This window comes from Shewanella maritima (assembly GCF_004295345.1).
GTDB classification, from domain to species: domain Bacteria; phylum Pseudomonadota; class Gammaproteobacteria; order Enterobacterales; family Shewanellaceae; genus Shewanella; species Shewanella maritima.
The window spans coordinates 3,428,830-3,451,422 of record NZ_CP036200.1 but is presented as its reverse complement, the minus strand read 5'-3'; the positions used below and the strand labels follow the sequence as shown (position 1 = coordinate 3,451,422).

General features: G+C 43.8%; 6 protein-coding genes. 4 read left to right on the top strand and 2 right to left on the bottom strand.

What is annotated here, in order from left to right; translation table 11 throughout:
* Positions 1 to 384 precede the first annotated feature (384 nt).
* The 3 genes from EXU30_RS20660 (at position 385) to EXU30_RS14595 (ending at position 15,164) form a co-directional block, all read left to right on the top strand.
* Positions 385 to 11,982: a PKD domain-containing protein gene (locus EXU30_RS20660; protein WP_242620223.1), complete on the top strand. Its 11,598-nt coding sequence runs from the start codon at positions 385 to 387 to the stop codon at positions 11,980 to 11,982.
* Between the two features lie 277 nt (positions 11,983 to 12,259).
* Positions 12,260 to 12,940: a response regulator gene (locus EXU30_RS14600; protein WP_130601243.1), complete on the top strand. Its 681-nt coding sequence runs from the start codon at positions 12,260 to 12,262 to the stop codon at positions 12,938 to 12,940.
* 10 nt (positions 12,941 to 12,950) lie between these two features.
* Complete coding sequence (locus tag EXU30_RS14595) at positions 12,951 to 15,164, top strand: tetratricopeptide repeat protein (RefSeq protein ID WP_165399026.1); 2,214 nt, start codon at positions 12,951 to 12,953, stop codon at positions 15,162 to 15,164.
* 257 nt (positions 15,165 to 15,421) lie between these two features.
* Here the strand turns inward: EXU30_RS14595 and EXU30_RS14590 are convergent, their stop codons facing one another.
* Positions 15,422 to 20,437 carry a S8 family serine peptidase gene (locus EXU30_RS14590; protein WP_130601239.1) on the bottom strand — a complete coding sequence of 1,672 codons (5,016 nt, stop codon included), beginning with the start codon at positions 20,435 to 20,437 and terminating at the stop codon, positions 15,422 to 15,424.
* A gap of 438 nt (positions 20,438 to 20,875) precedes the next feature.
* Between EXU30_RS14590 and EXU30_RS14585 the strand changes: the two genes are divergently transcribed.
* Positions 20,876 to 21,775 (top strand): LysR family transcriptional regulator, encoded by a 900-nt coding sequence (locus EXU30_RS14585; protein ID WP_130601237.1) that lies wholly within the window; start codon positions 20,876 to 20,878, stop codon positions 21,773 to 21,775.
* A 7-nt stretch (positions 21,776 to 21,782) separates the two neighbouring features.
* Here the strand turns inward: EXU30_RS14585 and EXU30_RS14580 are convergent, their stop codons facing one another.
* Positions 21,783 to 22,586: a LysR substrate-binding domain-containing protein gene (locus EXU30_RS14580; protein WP_242620222.1), complete on the bottom strand. Its 804-nt coding sequence runs from the start codon at positions 22,584 to 22,586 to the stop codon at positions 21,783 to 21,785.
* Between the last annotated feature and the right edge of the window lie 7 nt (positions 22,587 to 22,593).

The following is a 22,593-nucleotide window of genomic DNA, read 5'->3' as shown; positions in this document are numbered from 1 at the left end:
GCTCAGCATACTGAGCCGCGTTTTTTATTTATAGCTTAAGCAAACGGTTAAAGTCTTTCTCATAGAAGAATGACAAAACCTGCCTGTTATAGGCTTAAAGCTGAACTCGTCAAATCATCCAAAAGACTTACAAATGATGCATCTGTCAGCAACGATTCCTTTAGCATGCAAGGTCAATAGACTAGCTATCAAATAAAGATAAAAAGCACTTAAAAACAATAGATTAAACCAAAAGCACTGGACAAGCTCGTCACAACACATTCGAATCCTAAACGCTTAAAATAAAATCACTTTGCATATTTGTTCCTTATTTCTTCCTTATTTGTTGAATAAAATCGATCTTCATCACACTTTTGCAAAATAAATGTAACCTTGGTGCCGAATATGAAGTTCAAGTTTCCTCTGTTGTTAACCACCCTTTTTGGGGTGATTAGTATAACTTCACCAATAAAAGCTAATGCGACAGATACCGACGACGACGGTGTACTAGACGTTGTAGATGTCGATATTGATGGCGATGGCCTTATCGAAATATCTACCCTTGCCCAATTTAATAATATCCGTAACAACGAAGGCGGCACGGCATACAACGACGGTGGCGGTGACGACTCGACAGGTTGTGGTAACAATGTGGATGTACTGGCTTGTTTTGGCTATGAGCTAACTGCCGATTTAGATTTCGATGAAAACGGTAACGGCGATTTAACCGATGATAGCTACTGGAATGCTGGTGCTGGCTTTACTCGCATTGAGCGCTTTAGCGGTACGTTAGATGGCAACGGCCATAGCATTTCTAACCTAACCATTAATAAAGCAAGTTCAGATAGAACGGCACTATTTCGCATCATCAACGGCGTAACGATTAAGAATTTATCACTGTTAGATGCCAATGTTACAGGTCGTACTGAAGCCGGTATTTTAGCGGCAAAGACTGAATTTACTAACACCAGTTATTTTGAAAATATCACCATTACTGGCTCGTTAACTGGCGTCAAAGAAATGGGCGCTTTAGTCGGTGATTTTTCACAAACAGGTGAAATTTCAAACGTACATATTGGCGTTGATATTACCGCGACAGGCGATAGTGTCGGCGGTTTTTTAGGTTACGTAACCTATCCAATCAATATTGAAAACTCAAGCTTTAAGGGCAGCATTACCGGTGATGAAGAAGTAGGTGGCTTTATTGGTTATGGTGACCAAGTTAATGTAACCGACAGTTCAGTCGCGGTAAATATTGATGCAACCAACGACAACGTTGGTGGTATTGCTGGTGATGCCCAAGGCATATCGAGTGTTGAACGTGTTGTTGTTACAGGCTCAATTAGTGGTGACCGTAATGTCGGTGGCTTATTCGGTGAAGCAACCTTAGCGACAAGTGCATCTGATGTGCTTGTCACAGCAAGTGTGCAAGGTAATGATGTCGGCAGTACCGGGGTTTCACGCACTGGTGGCCTCGTCGGTTTGTTAAGTAATGATTTGACTCTTGATCATGTTTTAGTCACCGGCGCGATATCGAGTGTCATCGATAATGATTCAACACTAGGCGCGTTAGCTGGCTACAGCGCAAGCCACACAGTGATAACTACAACGTCAGTGTGGGACTTCGAGAAAACCGGCACAAACCAGTCCGTTAACGATATTGGCGATGGCTACGCATCAGCAGATATTAACTGCCCTACGTCAGTTTCCGATGCGACGTGTTCAACAAATCCATACAGCGCCTGGACGAGTAGCAACTGGGATTTTGGCTCTGATAGCCAACAGCCTGTATTGAAGATCAGTGGTCAGTCATACAGAGATACAGATGGTGATGGCTATTTCGATTTTGAAGATGCATTGGATGCCGATCCTACAGAACACTTAGATACTGATAATGATGGTGTTGGCGACAATGCCGATGCCTTTCCAAATGATGCAGCAGAAACAGCTGACAACGACAATGATGGCACGGGTGACATTGCCGATTTAGATGACGACAACGACGGCATTGCTGATACGTCAGATATTGACGCTGATGGTGACGGCTTAATTGATATTTCAACTCTCACTGAACTTAACAATGTCCGAAACAACCTCGGCGGCTTCGCTTATAACGACGGCAATGGTGATGTCACGACTGGATGTGGTAATGGTAGCGATGTTTTAGCTTGTTATGGTTATGAATTAGTTAATGATTTAGATTTTGATGAAAATCAGGATGGCATCAATAACGATAGTTTTAACACAGGTGAAGGCTGGACACCTATTGGTGATATTAACACCCCATATATCGGTATCTTCAACGGTAATAACTTCACAATCTCAAACCTTTTTATCAACAACACCACTTTATCAGGCGATGACGACAGCCTGGGTTTATTCGGTCATGCTGAAAATGCCACTATCGAAAACCTTCACGTTGATGGTCAGGTAACGGCTAGCGGTTATTACGTAGCCGGTCTCGTAGGTTATATCTATGGTAGCACCCCAAGTGTTATGACCAACATCTCGTTTAAGGGCACAGTCACCAGTAATCAAGCTGGTGCTTATGCCGGCGGTATTGCAGCTCGTGTTAGTCAAGCTAGCGTCAAGCAATGTTTAGCGACTGTTGATGTAACAGGCCAAGGTGATGCCGGTGCATTTGCAGGCGAGTTAGCAAATGGTAGCGTTGAAAACTGTCTGGTTAACGGCTCAGTCATTACCTCTGGCACAGTTGGTGGCGGCTTTATTGGTAACCTGACCAGTTCAGATGTCACCAATGTTGCTGCTCATGTCAGGGCTGAGGCGAGTATTGCTGTCGGCGGATTAATTGGTAGTGTTGCTAACGCAGCTTCAAGTATCACCAATAGCTACTCCACTCTTTCTGCCAAGCAAGCAATTAATAAAGGCGGATTAACTGGTTCTGGTTTAGGTACGGTCACGGATTCTTATTGGGATACCCAAGCCAGTAATATGAGCACCAGTGGCTCAGGTACTGGCTATACCACAGCTGAATTACAAGCACCTGTTGCAAACGTGGGCATTTATGCCAATTGGGATGAAGCCTACTGGAACTTTGGCGCATCAAACCAATATCCTGCGCCAATTATTAATGGCGTGGTTTACCACGATAGAGACAATGACGGTACACCTGACACGTTAGATGCTTTCCCAGATGACTCAGCAGAAAGTGTCGATTCAGATAATGACGGTGTCGGTGACAACGCTGATGCATTCCCAAATGATCCAACAGAGTGGTCTGATGCTGATGGCGATTTAATTGGTGATAACTCAGACCCTGATGCCGATAACGATGGCGTAGCCAATGAGTCAGATCTTTATCCATTTGATGCGACAGGCTCAACTGCAGCGCACGATGTTGATATTGACGATGATGGCTTAATTGAAATCTCAACCTTGGCACAACTACACGCGATGCGTGATGACTTAACTGGTAATAGCTTAAGTGGTGTTACCGCAGGTTGTGCAGGCTTAACTGACGGCACAGGTTGTATTGGTTACGAGTTAACGGCTGATTTAGATTTCGATACGGATGGTGACGGCGATCTTTCAGATGAAACCTACTACAACGCAGGTGAAGGTTGGCAGCCTATTGGTACTTCTGATGACCGCTTTGCCGCCAACTTCAACGGTAATGGTTTCACCATTCATAATCTATTTATTAATCGCCCAGATGAAGACTACCAAGCATTATTAGGTTATGTGGGTACAGTTAGTGTCACCAATATTAATATCGACGGTGATTTAACTAGCGTCACCGGCTTGAATAACTCAGCATTCTTAATTGCGCGAAACAGCAGTTCTGATTCAGCTGTACTGAGCAATATTAGTGTGCAAGGCACTATTATTGGTAATGATGACAGCGGCTTAGTTGCGGGTAGGCTTTATAACCTAGATGCAGATCAAGTTCATGCACAAGGTAATATCACGTCGATTTCTATTACTGGTGATGCTGGTTCGGACACCGGTGGTTTGTTTGGTCAATTATCAGGTACCAACACATTAGATAACGTGAGTTTTGAAGGCGATATTCAAGCAGTGACGTCTGCAGGTGGCTTAATTGGTGATGCAGAAAGCGTCACAATTAATGATAGTTACGCAATTGCAGATATCACCCTGATTGATGCGGCAGGCATTGAGACTGATATTGAAGTCGCAGGTGGCCTTATCGGTAAGATTGAGGGCACAAGCGTGTTAACTCGAGTATTAGCTCGAGGTAACATTACCGCTCCTACCATTCTAGGTGGCTTAATTGGTGATATTGATGGCGTGACAGAAATTGTCGACTCATTCGCTGATGTTTCCCTGTTGGGTGACTCGATTATTGGTGGTATCGCTGGTGACTTAAATGCCAACGCAACCTTTACACGCGTGTTAGCCGTTGGTTCGATTAATACCAATGATGGCCAAAATACCAATACCGGTGGCCTTTTAGGTTACAGCGCGTCAAATACATTAGCAGTGAATTATGCCCTTTGGGATACCGAAGCAACAGGCATCTCAACCACATTTAATAACTCTGGGGTTGGATATACCTCTTACGAACTTAAGTGCCCTATTACGCCGTACGATGCTGACTGTAGCAGCACAGCTTACACAGATGATTGGTCTTCAGAAAACTGGGACTTTGGCACCTCCGAACAATACCCAGCGTTGTTATTAAGTGGCAATTTATACCGCGATGCTGATGCTGACGGTTACTGGGCATTTGAAGATGCATTTGATAACGATGCATCTGAATACCTAGATTCTGATAGCGATGGTTTAGGCGATAACACTGACATATTCCCTAATGATCCAACAGAGCAATACGACACCGATGGGGATGGTGTAGGCAACAATACTGATACAGACGATGCCGGTGACTTGATCACTAGCTATGGCTTAAACGGTATTGCTTCAGCTTATGTGCATAACGGCGATAGAGAAATTTATATTACTGATGCCATTGCTCATGATAACGGCGTGTATTTGGTAGGTAGTTCATATCACAACACCCTTGATGAAGAGAGCGGTGTGATCATTGATGTGGACAACACGGGTGCAATTAATACTGACTTCGGTGACAGCGGCATTCTTTATGCACTATACGATGAAGTAGAAACCCATTTTGAAGTCGCACTTACCGCTGAAAATGGCATCAAAATTACTGGCGAAAAAGACAATCAAGTCTTTATCGCTCAATACGATGCAACAGGTGCGCTTGATACTAGCTTCAATGAAACGGGTATCTACGACAACGAAGATAACTTAATTGTTGATGGTGTAGACGTTGCCTCAACATTATCTGATGGCAGTACCGTCGTTTACGGCAAATACACCTATCAGAACTTTGGGCATAAGTTTAGCGCCGATGGTACGCTTGATAGCAATTTTGCTAATGCTGGCAGCCTGACAATTGGCACCCCTGCATTGGGTAGCGCCATTTATGTAGAAGATGCCATTGTGCTTGCTGATGATAGCCAAGTACTGGCGATGAAAAAGCAAGATCGCACGTTCTACCTGACCAAAATTGATGTCGACGGCAATGTAGATACCAGCTTTGGTACCGATGGTGAGCTCGCGCTTGATAGTGATATGCTCAGCCGCTCAATTAAATTAGCCAAAGATGCCGAAGGCAATATTTACACTGCAGGCACATCATTTGATGTACCTAAACGACTCAGTGTACTGAAAATTGTTGATGGCGAACTTGACAGCACATTTGCTGACAATGGCTATTCGGCCAACGATTTTGACGAAAATGTTAGCGTCTGGAATGTTCAAGATATTCATGTGCAACGTGATGGCCGCATACTGGTATTGAGCGGTGTAGAGGCTGATTATGCCCACGTTGTTCGTTTCACTGAAAATGGTGAGTTAGACAGCCAGTTCAATACCTTGGGTTACGTAAAACTAGATGTTCAAGATTACGACCCAATCAAAATAATCGTTCAAGACGATGGTAACTTGATAATCGCTGGCTCTGACTGGAATGGCTTTGGTATTCACCTAGTCAACATGCTTAACGACTTCGACCTTGATGGCGATGGCTTAACCAACGCTAATGATCTAGATGATGATGCAGACGGTGTCGAAGACATCAGCGATGCATTCCCTCTAGACCCAACTGAAACGCTAGATTCAGATAGCGATGGCGTGGGTGATAACTCAGATGCCTTCCCAACGGATCCAACTGAAACGTTAGATTCTGATAACGATAACGTCGGTGATAATGCTGATGCATTCCCGAACGATCCAACTGAAACGTTAGATAGCGATAAAGACGGTGTGGGCGACAACGCTGACGCATTCCCAATGGATCCAACTGAAACGTTAGATAGTGATAACGATAACGTTGGTGATAATGCAGATGCCTTCCCGAACGACCCAGCTGAAACGCTGGATAGCGATAACGACGGCGTAGGTGATAACGCTGACGCATTCCCGAATGACGCCTCTGAAACGCTGGATAGCGATAACGACGGTGTAGGTGATAACGCAGATGCCTTCCCGAACGACCCAGCTGAAACGTTAGATAGCGATAAAGACGGTGTGGGCGACAACGCAGATGCCTTCCCTAATGACGCCTCTGAAACTGTCGATTCAGATAGTGATGGCGTGGGTGATAATGCAGATGCTTTCCCGAACGACCCAGCTGAAACATTAGATAGCGATAACGACGGCGTAGGTGATAACGCAGATGCCTTCCCTAATGACGCCTCTGAAACACTTGATTCTGATAACGACGGTGTTGGTGATAATGCAGATGCCTTCCCGAATGATCCTGCTGAAACGTTAGATAGCGACAACGACAGCGTAGGTGATAACGCAGATGCCTTCCCATACGACAGCAGTGAGTGGTTAGACTCTGATAGCGATGGTCTGGGTGACAATGCTGACGTTTTCCCTAATGATCAAACAGAGCAATATGATACTGATGGTGATGGTATTGGTAACAATGCTGATACCGATGACGCCGGTGACCTAATCACAAGTTATGGCTTAAACGGTATTGCTTCAGCTTATGTGCATAATGGCGATAGAGAAATTTATATTACTGACGCCATTGCTCACGATAATGGTCTGTATCTGGTGGGTAGTTCTAGTCACAACACGCTCGATGAAGATAGCGGTGTGATCATAGATATTGATAGCACAGGCGCAGTTAACACTGAATTCGGTGAAAATGGTGTGCTTTACGCGCTTTACGACGAGGTACAAACCAACTTTAAATTGGCGCTAACCACTGAAAACAGCGTTAAAGTGACTGGCGAAAAAGACAATCAAGTCTTTATCGCTCAATACGATACAACAGGCGCCATAGACACAAGCTTCAATGAAACAGGTACCTACGATAATGAAGACAACTTAATTATCCGTGGGGCAGATGTTGCTTCAACATTGTCAGATGGCAGCACGGTAGTTTTCGGTCAGTACACCTATCAAAACATTGGTCATAAATTTAGCGCCGATGGCACACTTGATACCAATTTTGGTAATGCTGGTAGCCTGACAATTGGTGAGCCAGAAATAGGTAGTTATATCTATGTGCAAGATGCCATCGTGCTTGATGACGATAGCCAAGTGTTAGCATTGCAAAAACAAGATCGCACTTTCTATCTGACCAAAATTGACGTTGATGGCAACATTGATACTAGCTTTGGTAGCAATGGTGAACTAGCGCTTGATAGCGATATGTTTGCCCGCTCTATTAAGCTAGCAAAAGATGCTGAAGGTAATGTTTATGCAGCTGGCACAACCTCAAATGTCAGCGAACGCTTAAGCTTACTGAAAATTGTTGATGGACAACTTGACGGCTCATTTGCCGACAATGGCTATTCGGCCAACGATTTTGACGAAAATGTTAGTGTCTGGAATGTTCAAGATATTCAGGTTCAACGTGACGGTCGCATACTGGTATTGAGCGGTGTAACGGCTGATTATGCACACGTTGTTCGCTTTACTGAAAATGGCGAGTTAGACAGCCAGTTCAATACTTTAGGTTATGTAAAGCTAGATGTTCAAGAATATGACCCTATCAAAATAATCGTTCAAGACGATGGTAACTTGATAATCGCCGGCTCAGACTGGAATGGTTTTGGTATACACCTAGTCAACATGCTTAACGACTACGATCTAGATGGCGATGGTTTAACCAACGCTAATGATCGAGATGATGATGCTGATGGTGTCGAAGATATCAATGATGCATTCCCTCTAGACCCAACTGAAACCCTGGATTCAGATAATGATGGTATCGGCGACAATACTGATGCATTCCCATTTGATGCTAATGAAACAGTTGATTCCGACAACGACGGCTATGGCGATCAATCAGATGCCTTCCCTTACGACAGCAGTGAGTGGTTAGATTCTGATAACGATGGTGTGGGTGACAATGCGGATGCCTTCCCATTTGACGCTAATGAAAGTGTTGATTCCGATAACGACGGCTATGGCGATCAATCAGATGCTTTCCCTTACGACAGCAGTGAGTGGCTAGACTCTGATAATGACGGCGTTGGTGATAACGCAGACGCCTTCCCGAATGACTCATCTGAAACCTTAGATTCAGATAACGACGGAGTGGGTGATAACGCAGATGCCTTCCCTAACGACGCATCTGAAACTTTAGATTCAGATAACGACGGCGTAGGTGACAATGCAGATGCCTTCCCTAATGATGCATCTGAAACGCTAGATTCAGACAATGACGGTGTGGGTGATAACGCGGATGCTTTCCCTACCGATCCAACTGAAGCCTTAGATTCTGATAACGACGGTGTGGGTGATAACGCAGATGCATTCCCAACCGATCCTACTGAAACGCTAGACTCAGATAACGATGGTGTGGGTGACAATGCGGATGCCTTCCCATTTGACGCTAATGAAAGTGTTGATTCCGACAACGACGGCTATGGCGATCAATCAGATGCATTCCCATATGACAGCAGTGAGTGGTTAGACTCAGATAACGACGGCGTAGGTGACAACGCAGATGCATTCCCTACTGATCCTACTGAAACCTTAGATTCAGATAACGATGGTGTGGGTGACAACACAGATGCTTTCCCTACTGACCCGACTGAAACCAAAGATTCAGATAACGACGGCGTAGGCGACAACGCAGATGCATTCCCTACTGATCCTACTGAAACCTTAGATTCAGATAACGACGGTGTAGGCGATAACGCAGATGCTTTCCCTAACGACGCGACTGAAACAAAAGATTCAGATAACGATGGTGTGGGTGACAATGCTGATGCCTTCCCTAACGACGCATCTGAAACATTAGATTCAGATAACGACGGCGTAGGTGATAACGCAGATGCCTTCCCAACTGATCCGACTGAAACAGTGGATTCAGATAACGATGGTGTAGGTGATAATGCAGATGCCTTCCCAATTGATCCGACTGAAACAGTGGATTCAGATAACGACGGCGTGGGTGACAATGCTGATGCCTTCCCGAACGACCCAACTGAAACAAAAGATTCAGATAACGATGGTGTGGGTGACAATGCAGATGCCTTCCCTAACGACGCATCTGAAACATTAGATTCAGATAACGACGGCGTAGGTGATAACGCAGATGCCTTCCCTACTGATCCTACTGAAACCAAAGATTCAGATAACGACGGCGTGGGTGACAATGCAGATGCATTCCCAACAGATCCAACTGAAACCTTAGATTCAGATAACGACGGTGTGGGTGATAACGCAGATGCATTCCCTAACGATCCAACTGAAACTTTAGATACAGATAATGATGGCATTGGTAACAACGCCGATGATGACGATGACGGTGACGGCGTTCTTGATATCAATGACCCTAACCCGCTAACCCCAGGCGAGTCAGACACTCAAGCGCCTGTGATTAGTAATGTTGAAAGCATGACATTTGAAGCTACGGCCGAGTTAACTCAAGTACAAGTGCCTGAGCCAACGGTGTCTGATGATAATGACGCTTCACCTTCGCTAACAGTTGATACTGATAACTTTACCTTTAGCTTAGGCGAGCACGTTATCACCTGGACTGCGACCGATATATCGGGCAATGAATCGAGTGCGGAGCAAATCATTAAGATTGTTGATACTACTGCACCAAGCTTTGACGATCTAAGCGACATATCGATTAATGCTCAGGGACGTTTAACCAATATTGCTGACTTAGTTTCAATATCAGCAACAGACTTGGTAGACGGTGACATAGCAGTAAGCATTATGAGCGACACCCTACTCACGTCTGGTAGCCATATTGTTCAGGTAGAAGCAACTGACGCCCTTGGCAACATAGCGGTGTCATCATTCAATCTTGATATTGTGCCAATGCTCACTCTGCCTTCACAACGTCCTGTAGAGGCTGGTGGCGAGTATCGAGTCAATGCTTATTTAAGTGGTGAAGCAGCTAATTACCCAGTACAAGTCTCATATAGCTTGCTGGTAAATGGGCTTGTTAATAATCAACTAGTTGCAGACATTGAAGCAGGTCAAGTTGGCCAACTCAATGTGCTCATTCCTGAAGGCGTTACTAACCAGGATCAATTGCAGCTTCAGTTAGACTTTGGTGTAAACGCATTTATTGGTAATGCCAACACAACTGAATTAACAGTGATTGAACGCAATGCCGCACCAAGAATGAACCTAACAATGCATCAAGACGGTCATCTAGTTAGTGTTATCGACGCCAATGCAGGTATGGTTACTATCACAGCGAATGTACGTGATATTAACCAAAACGATACCCATACCCTGATATGGTCAAGTGTTGATGGACTCGTTGATGCTGACATTGATGATAGTTTGATGACTTTCGAGGTAGACCCAAGCTTACTGCAATCAGGTGTATATCAAGTTAATGCTATTGCCACTGAAACCAATACGAGTGACGCACTTGCCGTCACTCGCACAGCGCAACTAGTCATTGCAGACTTACCAGCGCTAAGTGGTGATGTCGATTCAGATAATGATGGTATCTCTGATAGTGATGAAGGCTATGCAGATAGTGACGGCGACGGTATTGCTGATTATTTAGATAATGATAGCAACACCACGCGCATACCAACTCAAAGTGATGCAGAGCCTGCACACACAGAAGATGGGTTATCAATGACCCTTGGTTTATTTGCAGCTCGACTTGGTGTTACCGCAGGCACAGCTAGTTTTGCTATTGAAGACCTAGCTGCGCTGTTACAAGCAGGTGATGCTGACCCACAAGATGAGTATTTTGACAGCATTACGCCTGTTTATAACTTCATCGTTAACGGCTTGAGTGAGCATGGTGGTTCTGCAGCAGTGGTCATTCCATTAGCTAAAGGTCAAACGCTGCCAGCTGACGCAATCTACCGTAAGTACAGCCCATCACTAGGCTGGTATAGCTTTGTTGTTGATGCTCGTAACACCATTAGCTCGGCGTTAGCAGATGAAAACGGTAACTGCCCTCTCGTAAATGATGCAGCTTATACTCAGGCTTCGGCTCAAGGATTAGTTGAAGGCAATAACTGTATTCGACTGCTCATTGAAGACGGTGGCCCTAACGACATCGACGGCCAAGCAAATGGAGCGATTGAAGACCCGGGTGTAGTAACGGTGCAAAACGGTACTCCTCCGGTAAACACTGCGCCATCGCTAGTAGTTGAGAGTCACAACAGTGAAGTTGAAGAAAACAGCAGTATTACCCTGACAGCAGTCGGTAGTGATGCAGAAGATGACTCACTGACGTATCAATGGCAGCAGTTATCAGGCCCAACTGCGGTACTTGAGAATCAAACCTCTCATCAACTGACGCTAACAACACCTGAAGTCAGCGGTGATGAAGTCATTGAGCTTCAAGTTACGGTATCTGATGGCGAATTAAGCTATTCAGTAACCACCAGCTTAACCGTAACCAACAAAGCTGAGACTGAGCCTGAACCAGAAGAGCCGACACAACCAGAAACAAACACCAATAGTGGTGGTGCCTTGGGCGTATGGTGGATGTTACTGATGTTAGTTGCTCTAAAACGAAGAAGGTACAAATAGGAAAATAATAAAACACATAGATAAGCCCGCAACACTTCAAACCTAGCGGCTCTCCTTAGCTAGATTGCCATCTTCTCGATTACCGCAAAGAGGATGGCAACATAGCTAAGCGGGAGTTTTTCACTATGCATCTTAACAAGATGGCAATCAGTCATTTACTATGGGAGAATAAATTCTAAACTTGTAATAGCCATGGACGTTTTACAATACTTAGTCGTTTTGTAACAACTAATAGGGGTAGTGCTGGAACAAGGAACGACCAGCAGCGGTATGCCACATGAACGAAATACAAGAAAAACAAAAAATTCTGATTGTCGAAGATGATCATGATATTGCCGAAAATCTGGCATTATTTTATCGTCACCAAAACTTTGAAACACTGCATATTGATGATGGCAACAATGTCACTCAAGCTGTTTCTACCTACCAACCTGATCTGATTATCTTAGATATAATGCTACCCAATAAAACTGGGATAGAGTGTTGTGACGAGATAAGACAGTTTAGCAATGTGCCCATAATCATGCTCACAGCCAAGTGCAATCAGTCTGATAAAAATCTCGGCCTAAGTACCGGTGCGGATGACTATGTCTGCAAACCATTTGATACCATGGAGCTGATCCTTCGCTCCAAAACACTATTGGCTCGCAGCCAAGGTACGGTGAGCTTTTCAAAGCTCACCGTAGACACAGAGAAAGGCAAGGTGGTTTATCAGGACAAAAAAGTCGAGTTATCCACCCTTGAGGCAAGCTTGTTCTCGCTGCTATACAACAAGCCAGACAGGATCTATTCGCGCGACGAAATATTAGACCTAGCCTACCCTCAATACCGTCATATTACAGATAGAACCATCGACAGCCATGTCAAAAAAATTCGTAATAAATTTAAAGAAGCCGGTATTACTGAAAACCCGATAGAATCGGTCTATGGAGCAGGCTATCGCTTCTGTCTTTGCTAAAACAGGCACAATGCATTCAATCAACAGCGCTTTGGGTTTATGCTTTAAAGTGCTGTTTTTCGTCGCTTGCATTCAAAGTATCATTATTTTTCAGGTTCAGGCTCAAGCGCAAACACAAGCCCAACCTCCCCTCACCTCTAACATTGAAGCTCAGCTTAATGACATAACATCGGCTTCGAAAAGTGCAGAGCAGCAGGTTGAGCAAATCATCAAAACTGCGACAGGTGACGACCTTGTTCACGCACAAATAAAGTTGGTGTCTATTTATCGCAGAAGCGGCCAGCAAGCCAAATCAGAACAGCTGTTAAATGATCTCGTCTCAGCGCTTCCAGGCTATAACAATGAGCTAAAAGTTAAAGTGCTCATCAGTACAGCGCTTTTTGAAAGACACAAAAATAACTATGCTAAAGCCGCTGAAATTATTATCGACCAGGCCTTACCTATCGCTTTGCCTGACGCCATTGAACTTGGGCGTTTATATCAATTAGCTGGCTCATTTCTTCGCCTGCAAATGAAGCTAAAAGAAGCTAAAGAATACTTCTTAATTGCCCTAGATATTTATCAGCAAAACGAAGATCATCACAACGAAGCGCGGATATTTAGCCAACTTGGTACATTGTACGAGTCGCAAGGCGATTTAGTTTTAGCCGCAGAATATCAAATTAGAGCCATGCGCTACTTTGAAACAACAAACGACATTGGAGAGCTCGCGGGCAACTACTTTAATCTAGGTGAGCTTTATTACCGCGCTCACGACTACAGCAAGTCGCTAACCTTTTACCTCAAAGCACTGGATTACGATAAACAGCTCAATAGCATTCAAGACATGGGATTTGATTACCACCGAATCGGCAGTATCTATCTTCAAACCAATGATTTTGACAAAGCCATTGACTACACCAATCAAGCTATCAATATTTTCATAAGTGAATCTGCCAACCAACTGCTATCTCGCTCTCACCTGCAGATGGCGAAGATATACCAAAAACTTAACGATAATAGTCAGCGCTTCAAGCACTTAACCATAGCGGTAGAAAAGGCTCTGCTCGCACCAACCGACCATCAATTACGGCATGTGTGGCATGACCTAGGTGCTTATTATTTAGAAGAATTTGATTACCCAAAAGCAAAACAATACCTAGAAAAGTCACTCATTATCTCCAACAAGCTTGGTCTGCTAGATCACCAGTTAAGCGATAATGAACTACTTAGTAATATTCATCATGAACTGGGTGAATACGATGACGCGCACCAGCATTTAGAGGCTGCTTTTAAGATAAAACTGCAGCTTCATTCAGAGCAAAGAATTAAAGAGATCGAAAAACATAAGCGTGATATCAACCTACTTGAAGAACAAGTCAAGGTCGCAAAATTACAGGAAGAAAATAGAGCCGTAGAGGCCGAAGCCCAGGCGCATAAAACTATTTCTCAAGGGGTGATATTTATCTCATTTGTGCTGCTTTTACTGTTTTCGGTGCTGATTTACTTTTTCTATCAACGCCGTAAATTAGCCGTATTAAAAGCCAGCCTTTATCAAGATGCATTAAACCAAAAAAACCAGATTCTAGCAGACGTTTCTCACGAGCTACGTACACCGTTAACCGCGCTAAAATTGCAGGTGGATGCGCTTAAATATCAATTGGTTGATGATGTAGATGTTAGCTACCAAAAGCTCGGCACTAAAATTGATGATTTGAATCATCTGATTAGCGACATATATGAGCTCGCCCTATCTGATGTGAATGGTTTATCGTTTGAAGCGAGACAAGTCGACTTTGTACCAATCTTAATGAACTGGGGCGAAGAGTTTGAGCACTATGCTAATGCTGAAGGCTTCGAGTGGCATCTGTCTATTAATGCCGACACAGCGCCAGTGAATATCGATACAGACCGCATCAAACAAGTGTTATCGAATTTGCTCACAAACAGTATTAAATACACAGACGCACCCGGCCAAATCTCATTAAGCCTAGATGTTAGTTCGAACAATTTACTACTGGTATTGAAAGACAGCTCACCCGGCGTACCAGATAAAGAGCTCGAAAAGATATTTGAACGACTCTACCGAGTAGAGAAGTCGCGCAATAGACGAACTGGTGGCTCAGGCTTAGGGCTGTCCATCAGCCAAAACATTATCCAAGCCCACGACGGCACTATCTCCGCCTCACAAAGTGACCTAGGCGGTCTGGCTGTGACGATAACCATCCCACTCTGTCATGGTTAATTCATCGCTAACTTAGCTGAATCACTTGGATGAAGTTATCCGTAAATAGCTCCCCAAAGGCCATCCCTAATTTTACTCTGACCCAGATGTTAAAAAGCGCTGGTTTGTCATCCAGCGCTTTCCTTATATTAGATTTAACAAAGCGTTTAACGTTAGAACACTCAAATGCCAACATATGAGAGTTATCTTAGACTTGGAAAGACTCCAATAAGATAACTCTCACACTATCTATTACTCATAATTAGAGCAAATAATAGTTAGCTATGCTTACGGCGCATGCCGACAGCTAACCACAACAATATCAAACCAACGAAACCTAACTGACCACCTGAATCAGATTCTGGTGCTGGCGATTCCGGTGTCTCAGGCGATTCCGGTGCTGGCTCAACGCCATCCGAGTTCACCGTTAACATAAATGTGGTTCGTGCAGCATCATTAGAATAAATGTTATCTGCAACCGTCACCGTTACCATTGTTTCACCATGGAAGTCAGCATCTGGTGTGATATCAAATGTAGAGCCTGAAGTATGTCCATGCACTACTGCAGAGATATTATCACCGGTCACAGTAATGGTGTTGCCTGATAAACCGCCATCGTTGTCAGCATAGCTAACGCTAATACCAGTCAATGTCGTGTTCTCCTCCATGACATGATCAGCAATCTCAGCCATAACAATATTAGATGCAACTGTGATTGTTTGCGTCTGATTAGCATTGCTAATGCCTTCCACTTCACCTGTCAGTGTCACGCTTTGGTCAATACCTAATGCTGAGTCGGTCACTTCAGCCTGCATACTGACCACAATCATACTTTCGCTTGGGCCGGTAATGTCATAACACACAATTAAGTCATCTTGCAGTTTGTCTGTTAAGTCATTGAAGGCATAGCTCACACCAGTGTGACCGCGTAATGGACCATAAGTACCTCGAGGGCCATGGTAGCCACGCACACCAATAGAACCTTCACCAGGCTCACCCGCAAAATCAATGTTGTCATAAGCCATGATTAGCTCGTACTGACCCGGTTTGTGATCGGTATTGGCTTTCAAGAATACTTGGAAGTCATAACTATCTCCGCGAGGGGTAATTGACTCATTCCAGTTTTCATCCCAGCTCTGATCATGGGTACCTGCTTTGTTCCATTCAATAATGGTGTAGTCATCAGCATAGGCCAGTGTGACACCTTTAGACTCTGATAACTGCCAGTTTGGCTCGTACATGGCTAAGTTCCATTTTTGATTTCCAAAGAAATCGCCAACGGCATCTTTACCGCCCCAGAAAGGTGCAATGATAAAATCAGGTGGCGTAGAGTACTCTGTATTTGGCAGCTCTAAGTACATGCTCATCGGCACAAAGTCCCATGGGTTGTACTGCAAGTAATCCAGTTGTAACCAACCTTTCGAACTTAAAATAAGCTTGTCAGTGGTGAAATAGTCTGCATTATCAAATACTGTGGTTTCACCTGCAGCAACTGGGATTTCAATATCATGGACCCAGTTACCCCAGCCCCACTCGTTGACCTCATAGAAGCTACCCCAAGAGACATCCATGCCAAAGCGTGACAGGTTCAAGTAGCCACCGTTGACTGGCTCGCCATCAGGATAGTCAATATCCAGCGGTGTACGACACATGGCGTCTTCAAGACTCGTGGTGATCTTGTAGTTCGTTGCCATATCAGCAGTGTTGATTTGAGATGTCAGTAATGAGAAACCACTATCTGTAATGGTTAATCCTTCCATTTCTTTGATAGAGTCAGGCACTAAACGTAAGCCGTCTGAAAGCATTGCCGTCAATTCAACATTGCGATCACTACCAGAAAGGTTAGGCTGGATGACTACATCGACATTAATGATGTCACCTACACGAGCAGCATCTTGAGAGCTATCGATTGATACGCTGTCTACGCCACGAGTGATTTGTAATGGTACTAATGCAAGTGAGCCTTCTGCATTGTCACCTGCAGTAATGGCTGCAGCAGAGTAGTAACGCTTGCCTTGCTCCATCGGCATATTCCAATCAATCGTCAGATCAGAGTTACGCTCAGCGCTATCATCAAATTGCAGTGTAATGTCAGTTGATTCCTGTTTAGGAATAATCACATGCGCCATTTCAATGGTGTCGATATTGTCGTATGGCGGCATTGGATAGGCATTCATCACTAAAATAGTGTAGTCACCCGCATCAGGGTTTTCTAAAGCACAGAACTCCCCTTTGGTGGTTTGACCGTTCATAGAGCCACAAATGGCTTCTGATTGGTGTAAACGACCATCTTGATTGTAATCTCTAAAAATATAGATACTGGTATCAAGATACTGGTTGTACGGACTATCTTGTTCTGAACTGACTCGGCCCAGTAATTCTGCACGGAAGACTGCAGTGTTTTCAGGTACAGTGACCTCAGTGGTATGAATATGAGGTAAATCTAAGTTCCAGTAAAATTCATCATCAATGATGATGTCTGTAAACTGGCGGCGAGGTAATTCAATCATCTTAGCTTGCGCTTCAACAGCTTGATATACAACGCCACTTAAACTTGATGCTGGCGCCCCAAAAGGCACATCGGCAATCACATGACGCGACTGATCATCGTGTGCTGTGATATTGATGGTACTTGGTAGGGTTTTACCTGTGTAAGTGGCGAGGAATGGCCAGTGTGACGATGGAATATTGGCATCTTCTGCTACAAGCTCAATATGGCCTGCAGTCGTTTGCACTGTCCCCTCATACCAAGCCATGTCAGATTCTTTGAAGAAGCTGGTGACCGTTAAATCAATGCTTTCACCGGCTTTTAGGGTGAATGTTGATGGTGTTACCGTCACTTTAGCTGTTGGGTCGAGGGTAAAATCCCAGAACAGCGGACTACGATCACTAAAGTTAGTATTGACGTTCCAAGTACCGTCTTTAGTCGCAGTGACAGTTCTAATCCAACTACAGCTTAAGCCACAATCTTTATTAATTAATTGAGGCAGGTTCAGCTCACGAACTTGACCACCATTATTAGGGTTTGCACGGCGGAAGTTATCAGCCGACTCATCCATAATTAAACCTGCATTGATGGCACGTTCTGCATTAGCCAAACCGTGACCAGCACGGTAAGGACCGGCAACTTCCACTTTGCCATCAAGTGGGTGTGTGGTTTTAATTGCTTGGTTGTCAGCGGTCATTTGCAGTGCTGATTGCACTTCTGAAGCAGTCCAATCTGGATTGGCTTGACGTACTAACGCCATGATACCGGCAATATGCGGGCTCGCCATTGAGGTACCACTAATTGCATTGTAATTACGGGTATCCGCTTGTGGGTTGAGTGGGTTTTCATCATTCCAAGGCGCAAAAATATCCACACCCGGTGCAGCGATACCCGGTGAGAAAATCTCATCGACTGTGATTGATGGCCCACGTGATGAGAAGTTGGCAAGCCAATCTGCATCATCTGGGTTAATCTCGCGGGTGACATTTGACGCCGTTACTGTGCCTTGATGGCCTGTACCCGATGCTAACCAAGGTTGTAACCCCATGGTTTGCCAGTTACCGTACCATTGTGTGGCTGTGATATGGATACCTGGAATCGCGTAGGTATCATTCACTATCGCATCACCTTCATCCCAAGTGTTATACAGTACAAATGCACCAGCGCCACCTGCTGCAGCATTGACTGCTTTTTCTACACGAGCAATATCGCCACGTTCACAAACAACAATGTGATCGGATGAGAATGTACCAGCCGGGAAAGGACTATTACAGCGAGCATCACCGTAATCAGCTGCTAATACAAATTGACCAGTGAATGCGTCAGAAATACCTGCGCCATCTAATCGGCTCGGCATTAATGCGGCGTCACCACCAGAGAAATTATCCAGTGCTTTGTCAGCAATTTTGATACTGCGAGCATGGGTGGTTGCAGCAACATTCAGTACCCAAGGCGAGGTGTGATCGACGGTATACAGTGAGTCAGTACCAAAGGCTTCACCTGAGTTACCTGCTGATAATGCAACGGCTACACCGGCTTCACGTGCTGAAAGGAATGCCATTTCAAATGCATCATCCCAAGGGAAGCTTTCTGCGCCACCAATAGACATGTTGATCACATCAACACCATCTTTAATTGCTTGTTCAATGGCAAATAACATGGCGTCGCCAGAGCAACCACCACTGACCATACACACTTGATATGAAATGATATTTGCGCGAGGTGCTACACCTGAAATACGCGGCATTTTCACACCAACTGGGTGGCCTGTACCACCACCAAGCTCAGAACCTACAACGTCAACGTCATAGAGTACGTTACCAGCAACCGTGCCGGCTACGTGGCTACCATGACCTTGGAAATCTTCACCAAATTTTGGCGCTAATGGATTACCCCATTCATCAACAAACTCAGCGGTAACATCTTTATGGGTGTACACACCAATTAGCTTGTCATTACAACGATTAGCGAACTCTTCTAACGCACAGTCGCCTAGATAGTTGCCGCTGCCTAATGGGTTAGTGTGGGTATATCCATCGGCATCAGTGGCGGCAAAAGAAGGGTGATCTGTGTTCACACCAGTATCAATGATCCCCACAACCATCCCTTCACCTTGATAAGCACCACCATCACTGGTTTTAGTGCCATCCCAAACACCCATCGCACCCACATGCTCAGGGCCAATATCAGTGTGTAATTGGTACACTTTTGAGCGTTGAACATAAGCAACTTCAGACATGGCTGCAATTTGTGCGGCCTCATACTGAGTTAATTCAGCGGTAATTGCATTAGCGGCTAATGTAAATTGCTGCTTGGCTTGGATGCCCGCTTTTTGAATAACACTATTTTGGTTATTGAGTAAGTGGTTGGTGTACGCATTGATGGCGCTCGATAGTGCACCGTTTGCTTTTCCTGCAGTAAACAGTTTACCGCGCTTACCATTGGTTGTTGCTTTGGTTGCTGGTAAGCCGGGTAACCCACCGCCATAAGTCGCAACAGAGTTACCGTGCAGACGAATAATATAGGTATGAGTGCCGGTTAAATTGGGTTCTATCTTTATTTTGTCTTCTGTTTTTTTGGGAGCAAACTGAATGTTTGTCATATTCGAGCGACGAAGAGGTTTAAAATTTTCATCAACTTGATGCGATTTTAACTCTTGTTGAACGCGATATAGTTCCATTATATCAACAGACTGTAAATTCACTTTGGCATCATTTGTCGTAGCATGATTACTCGCTGCGACATTGCCGGCACCAGCAGCATACATTGCTGCTAATGTCATTAATGTGAGCTTCTTTAGTTTCATGGATGATTCCTAATTTATTATTATGGGTACAGGAAGATATTCTCCCTTAACCATTATTACAATCTCGCAACAAAAAACTCCAATGCATAATCTGTCTATTATTGATGCTATTTTGTAATCAATAAAAAAAGACAAAAACTTTAATTAATTTATTTTTGTAATCACAACAATTAATTTTTGTAATCGATTAATAATTTCAAAAATGATACATATTGAAACATAAAGCATTACGCACAACACAATAAAAAACAACAACTTAACCAAGGAAAAACCTGCAGAAGCATCCGTGAATAAAATAAAAACCAACATAAGCAATCGTTAGAAAACCAATTTAACAAGCCAACTATTGATTAAATTATATTTTTGCGTATCTTGTCGTAATTGTTATCAATCGGTAATAGCTATATATATCTTTTGCATATTTATTGAGAGGATTCGATGGAGTTGCGACATTTAAAACATTTTTTGGCGGTAGCACAGTCAAAACATTTCCATCAAGCAGCAATGCAATTAAATCTTGCACAACCATCACTTTCTCGTAGCATTCAGAAAATGGAGGAATTATTAGGCGTAAAATTACTAGATCGCTCCTCACGTTCCGTTACATTAACGCCAATGGGAGAAATAGTGGTTTCTCATGGCACCCGAATTGTCCGGGATGTCGAGTTTATGAAGGCAGAAATTCAAGCGATACAAGAATTAGGTAATGGAGATTTAAGTATTGGCGCCAGCGCAATTCCACTTAATAGTATTGTTGGTCCGGTTATGGGGCAGTTTATTCACGCATACCCCAAAGTCAGCGTAGATTTAAAAGTAGGTCAGTGGCACAGCTTATATCGACAACTTTATAAAGCTGAGATCGGTTTATTCATAGCAGAAACTAAGGCAACTGAGCTCGATAAAAAAAGTGAGCTCGAAATAATCCAATTACCACCATTTAAAGTCATCTTTTGCGTAAGACATTCACATCCTCTCGCAAAATGCTCAACGGTTTCACTGAATGATTTGAAGTCATTTCCACTTGCTATACCAAGTGCGATGCCTAAAGGCATAACCGAACAGTTCGACGATCTGTTTAGGAAAAGTAGGCAAGGGTTTGCTGGCTTAATTAAATTTGAACAATTTCAAGCCATTAAAGATTCTTTATCAGATTGTGATTTGATTGCTTTAGCACCTGATATTTCGGTCGAAAAGGACATGAAACAGGGCGAGCTAACCACCTTACCTGTTAGTGATATGCCTGAAATTCAAGCTTCATTTAGTATTGTATATTTGAAGCATCGACAGCTCCTCCCCTCAGAAAGAGCCTTTGTGCATTATATTCAGCAGGCGTTATAAGCTTGCGCTACAGTATTGTTTCAGCTCTCGCGTCAAAACAAGGAGCTACTGATTCTAGCTGAACGTGATCGCGTCGGTATTCATGCTGCAACATATCTTCGATAGTCTCATAAAACCACTGATGTATAGGTGAATTTCGATGACGATAGTGATAACAAAATGCACTATCTAACATCAATGGAGAGTCCTCTATATATATGAACTTTTTGCTGACTTGTTCTGAGGATAAGTCGTAGTAATTTGCAACGATGGGATGCAATAACTGTGTTTGGGACACAACGTTAAGAATTGAACTAGGATGAGGGCTACGGTATTCAATTTTAGGCGTAACTCCAAATCGAGACAAATAGCGCTCTGTATAGGTTATGTGTTCGTTCCAACCCCGCACATGCAGAATTGCCAACGCATATTTTGAAAACGTATGTTGGTTAATTTGCTCATCAATTAGCGGATGCTGGTTATTAAGGTATAGCTTAGCGTACAACTTAGGCAGCCTACGTTGACTCACCTCTTTTGACATATCCAATGGGTCAATGGTAATGCCAAAATCCAGCTTACCCTCCAGTAGCTGTGCTTCGGTGTCATTGCTCCACACAGATATCACCAATTGCACATTGGAGGCACGCTGCTTTAGCTCGATAAATAGCTTGTCACTGAGTAAATCAATATATAGCGGATGCAATGCAATGTTTAACTGACCAGAAAGCTTCTCAATCTGAAACTCTTCTTCATGATTAATCACCTCTTCAAGATCACGCCAAATTTCAGGTAGCTTTTCCGCCAAAAAATGCGCTTTATTAGTTGGCTTCAATCCCTTG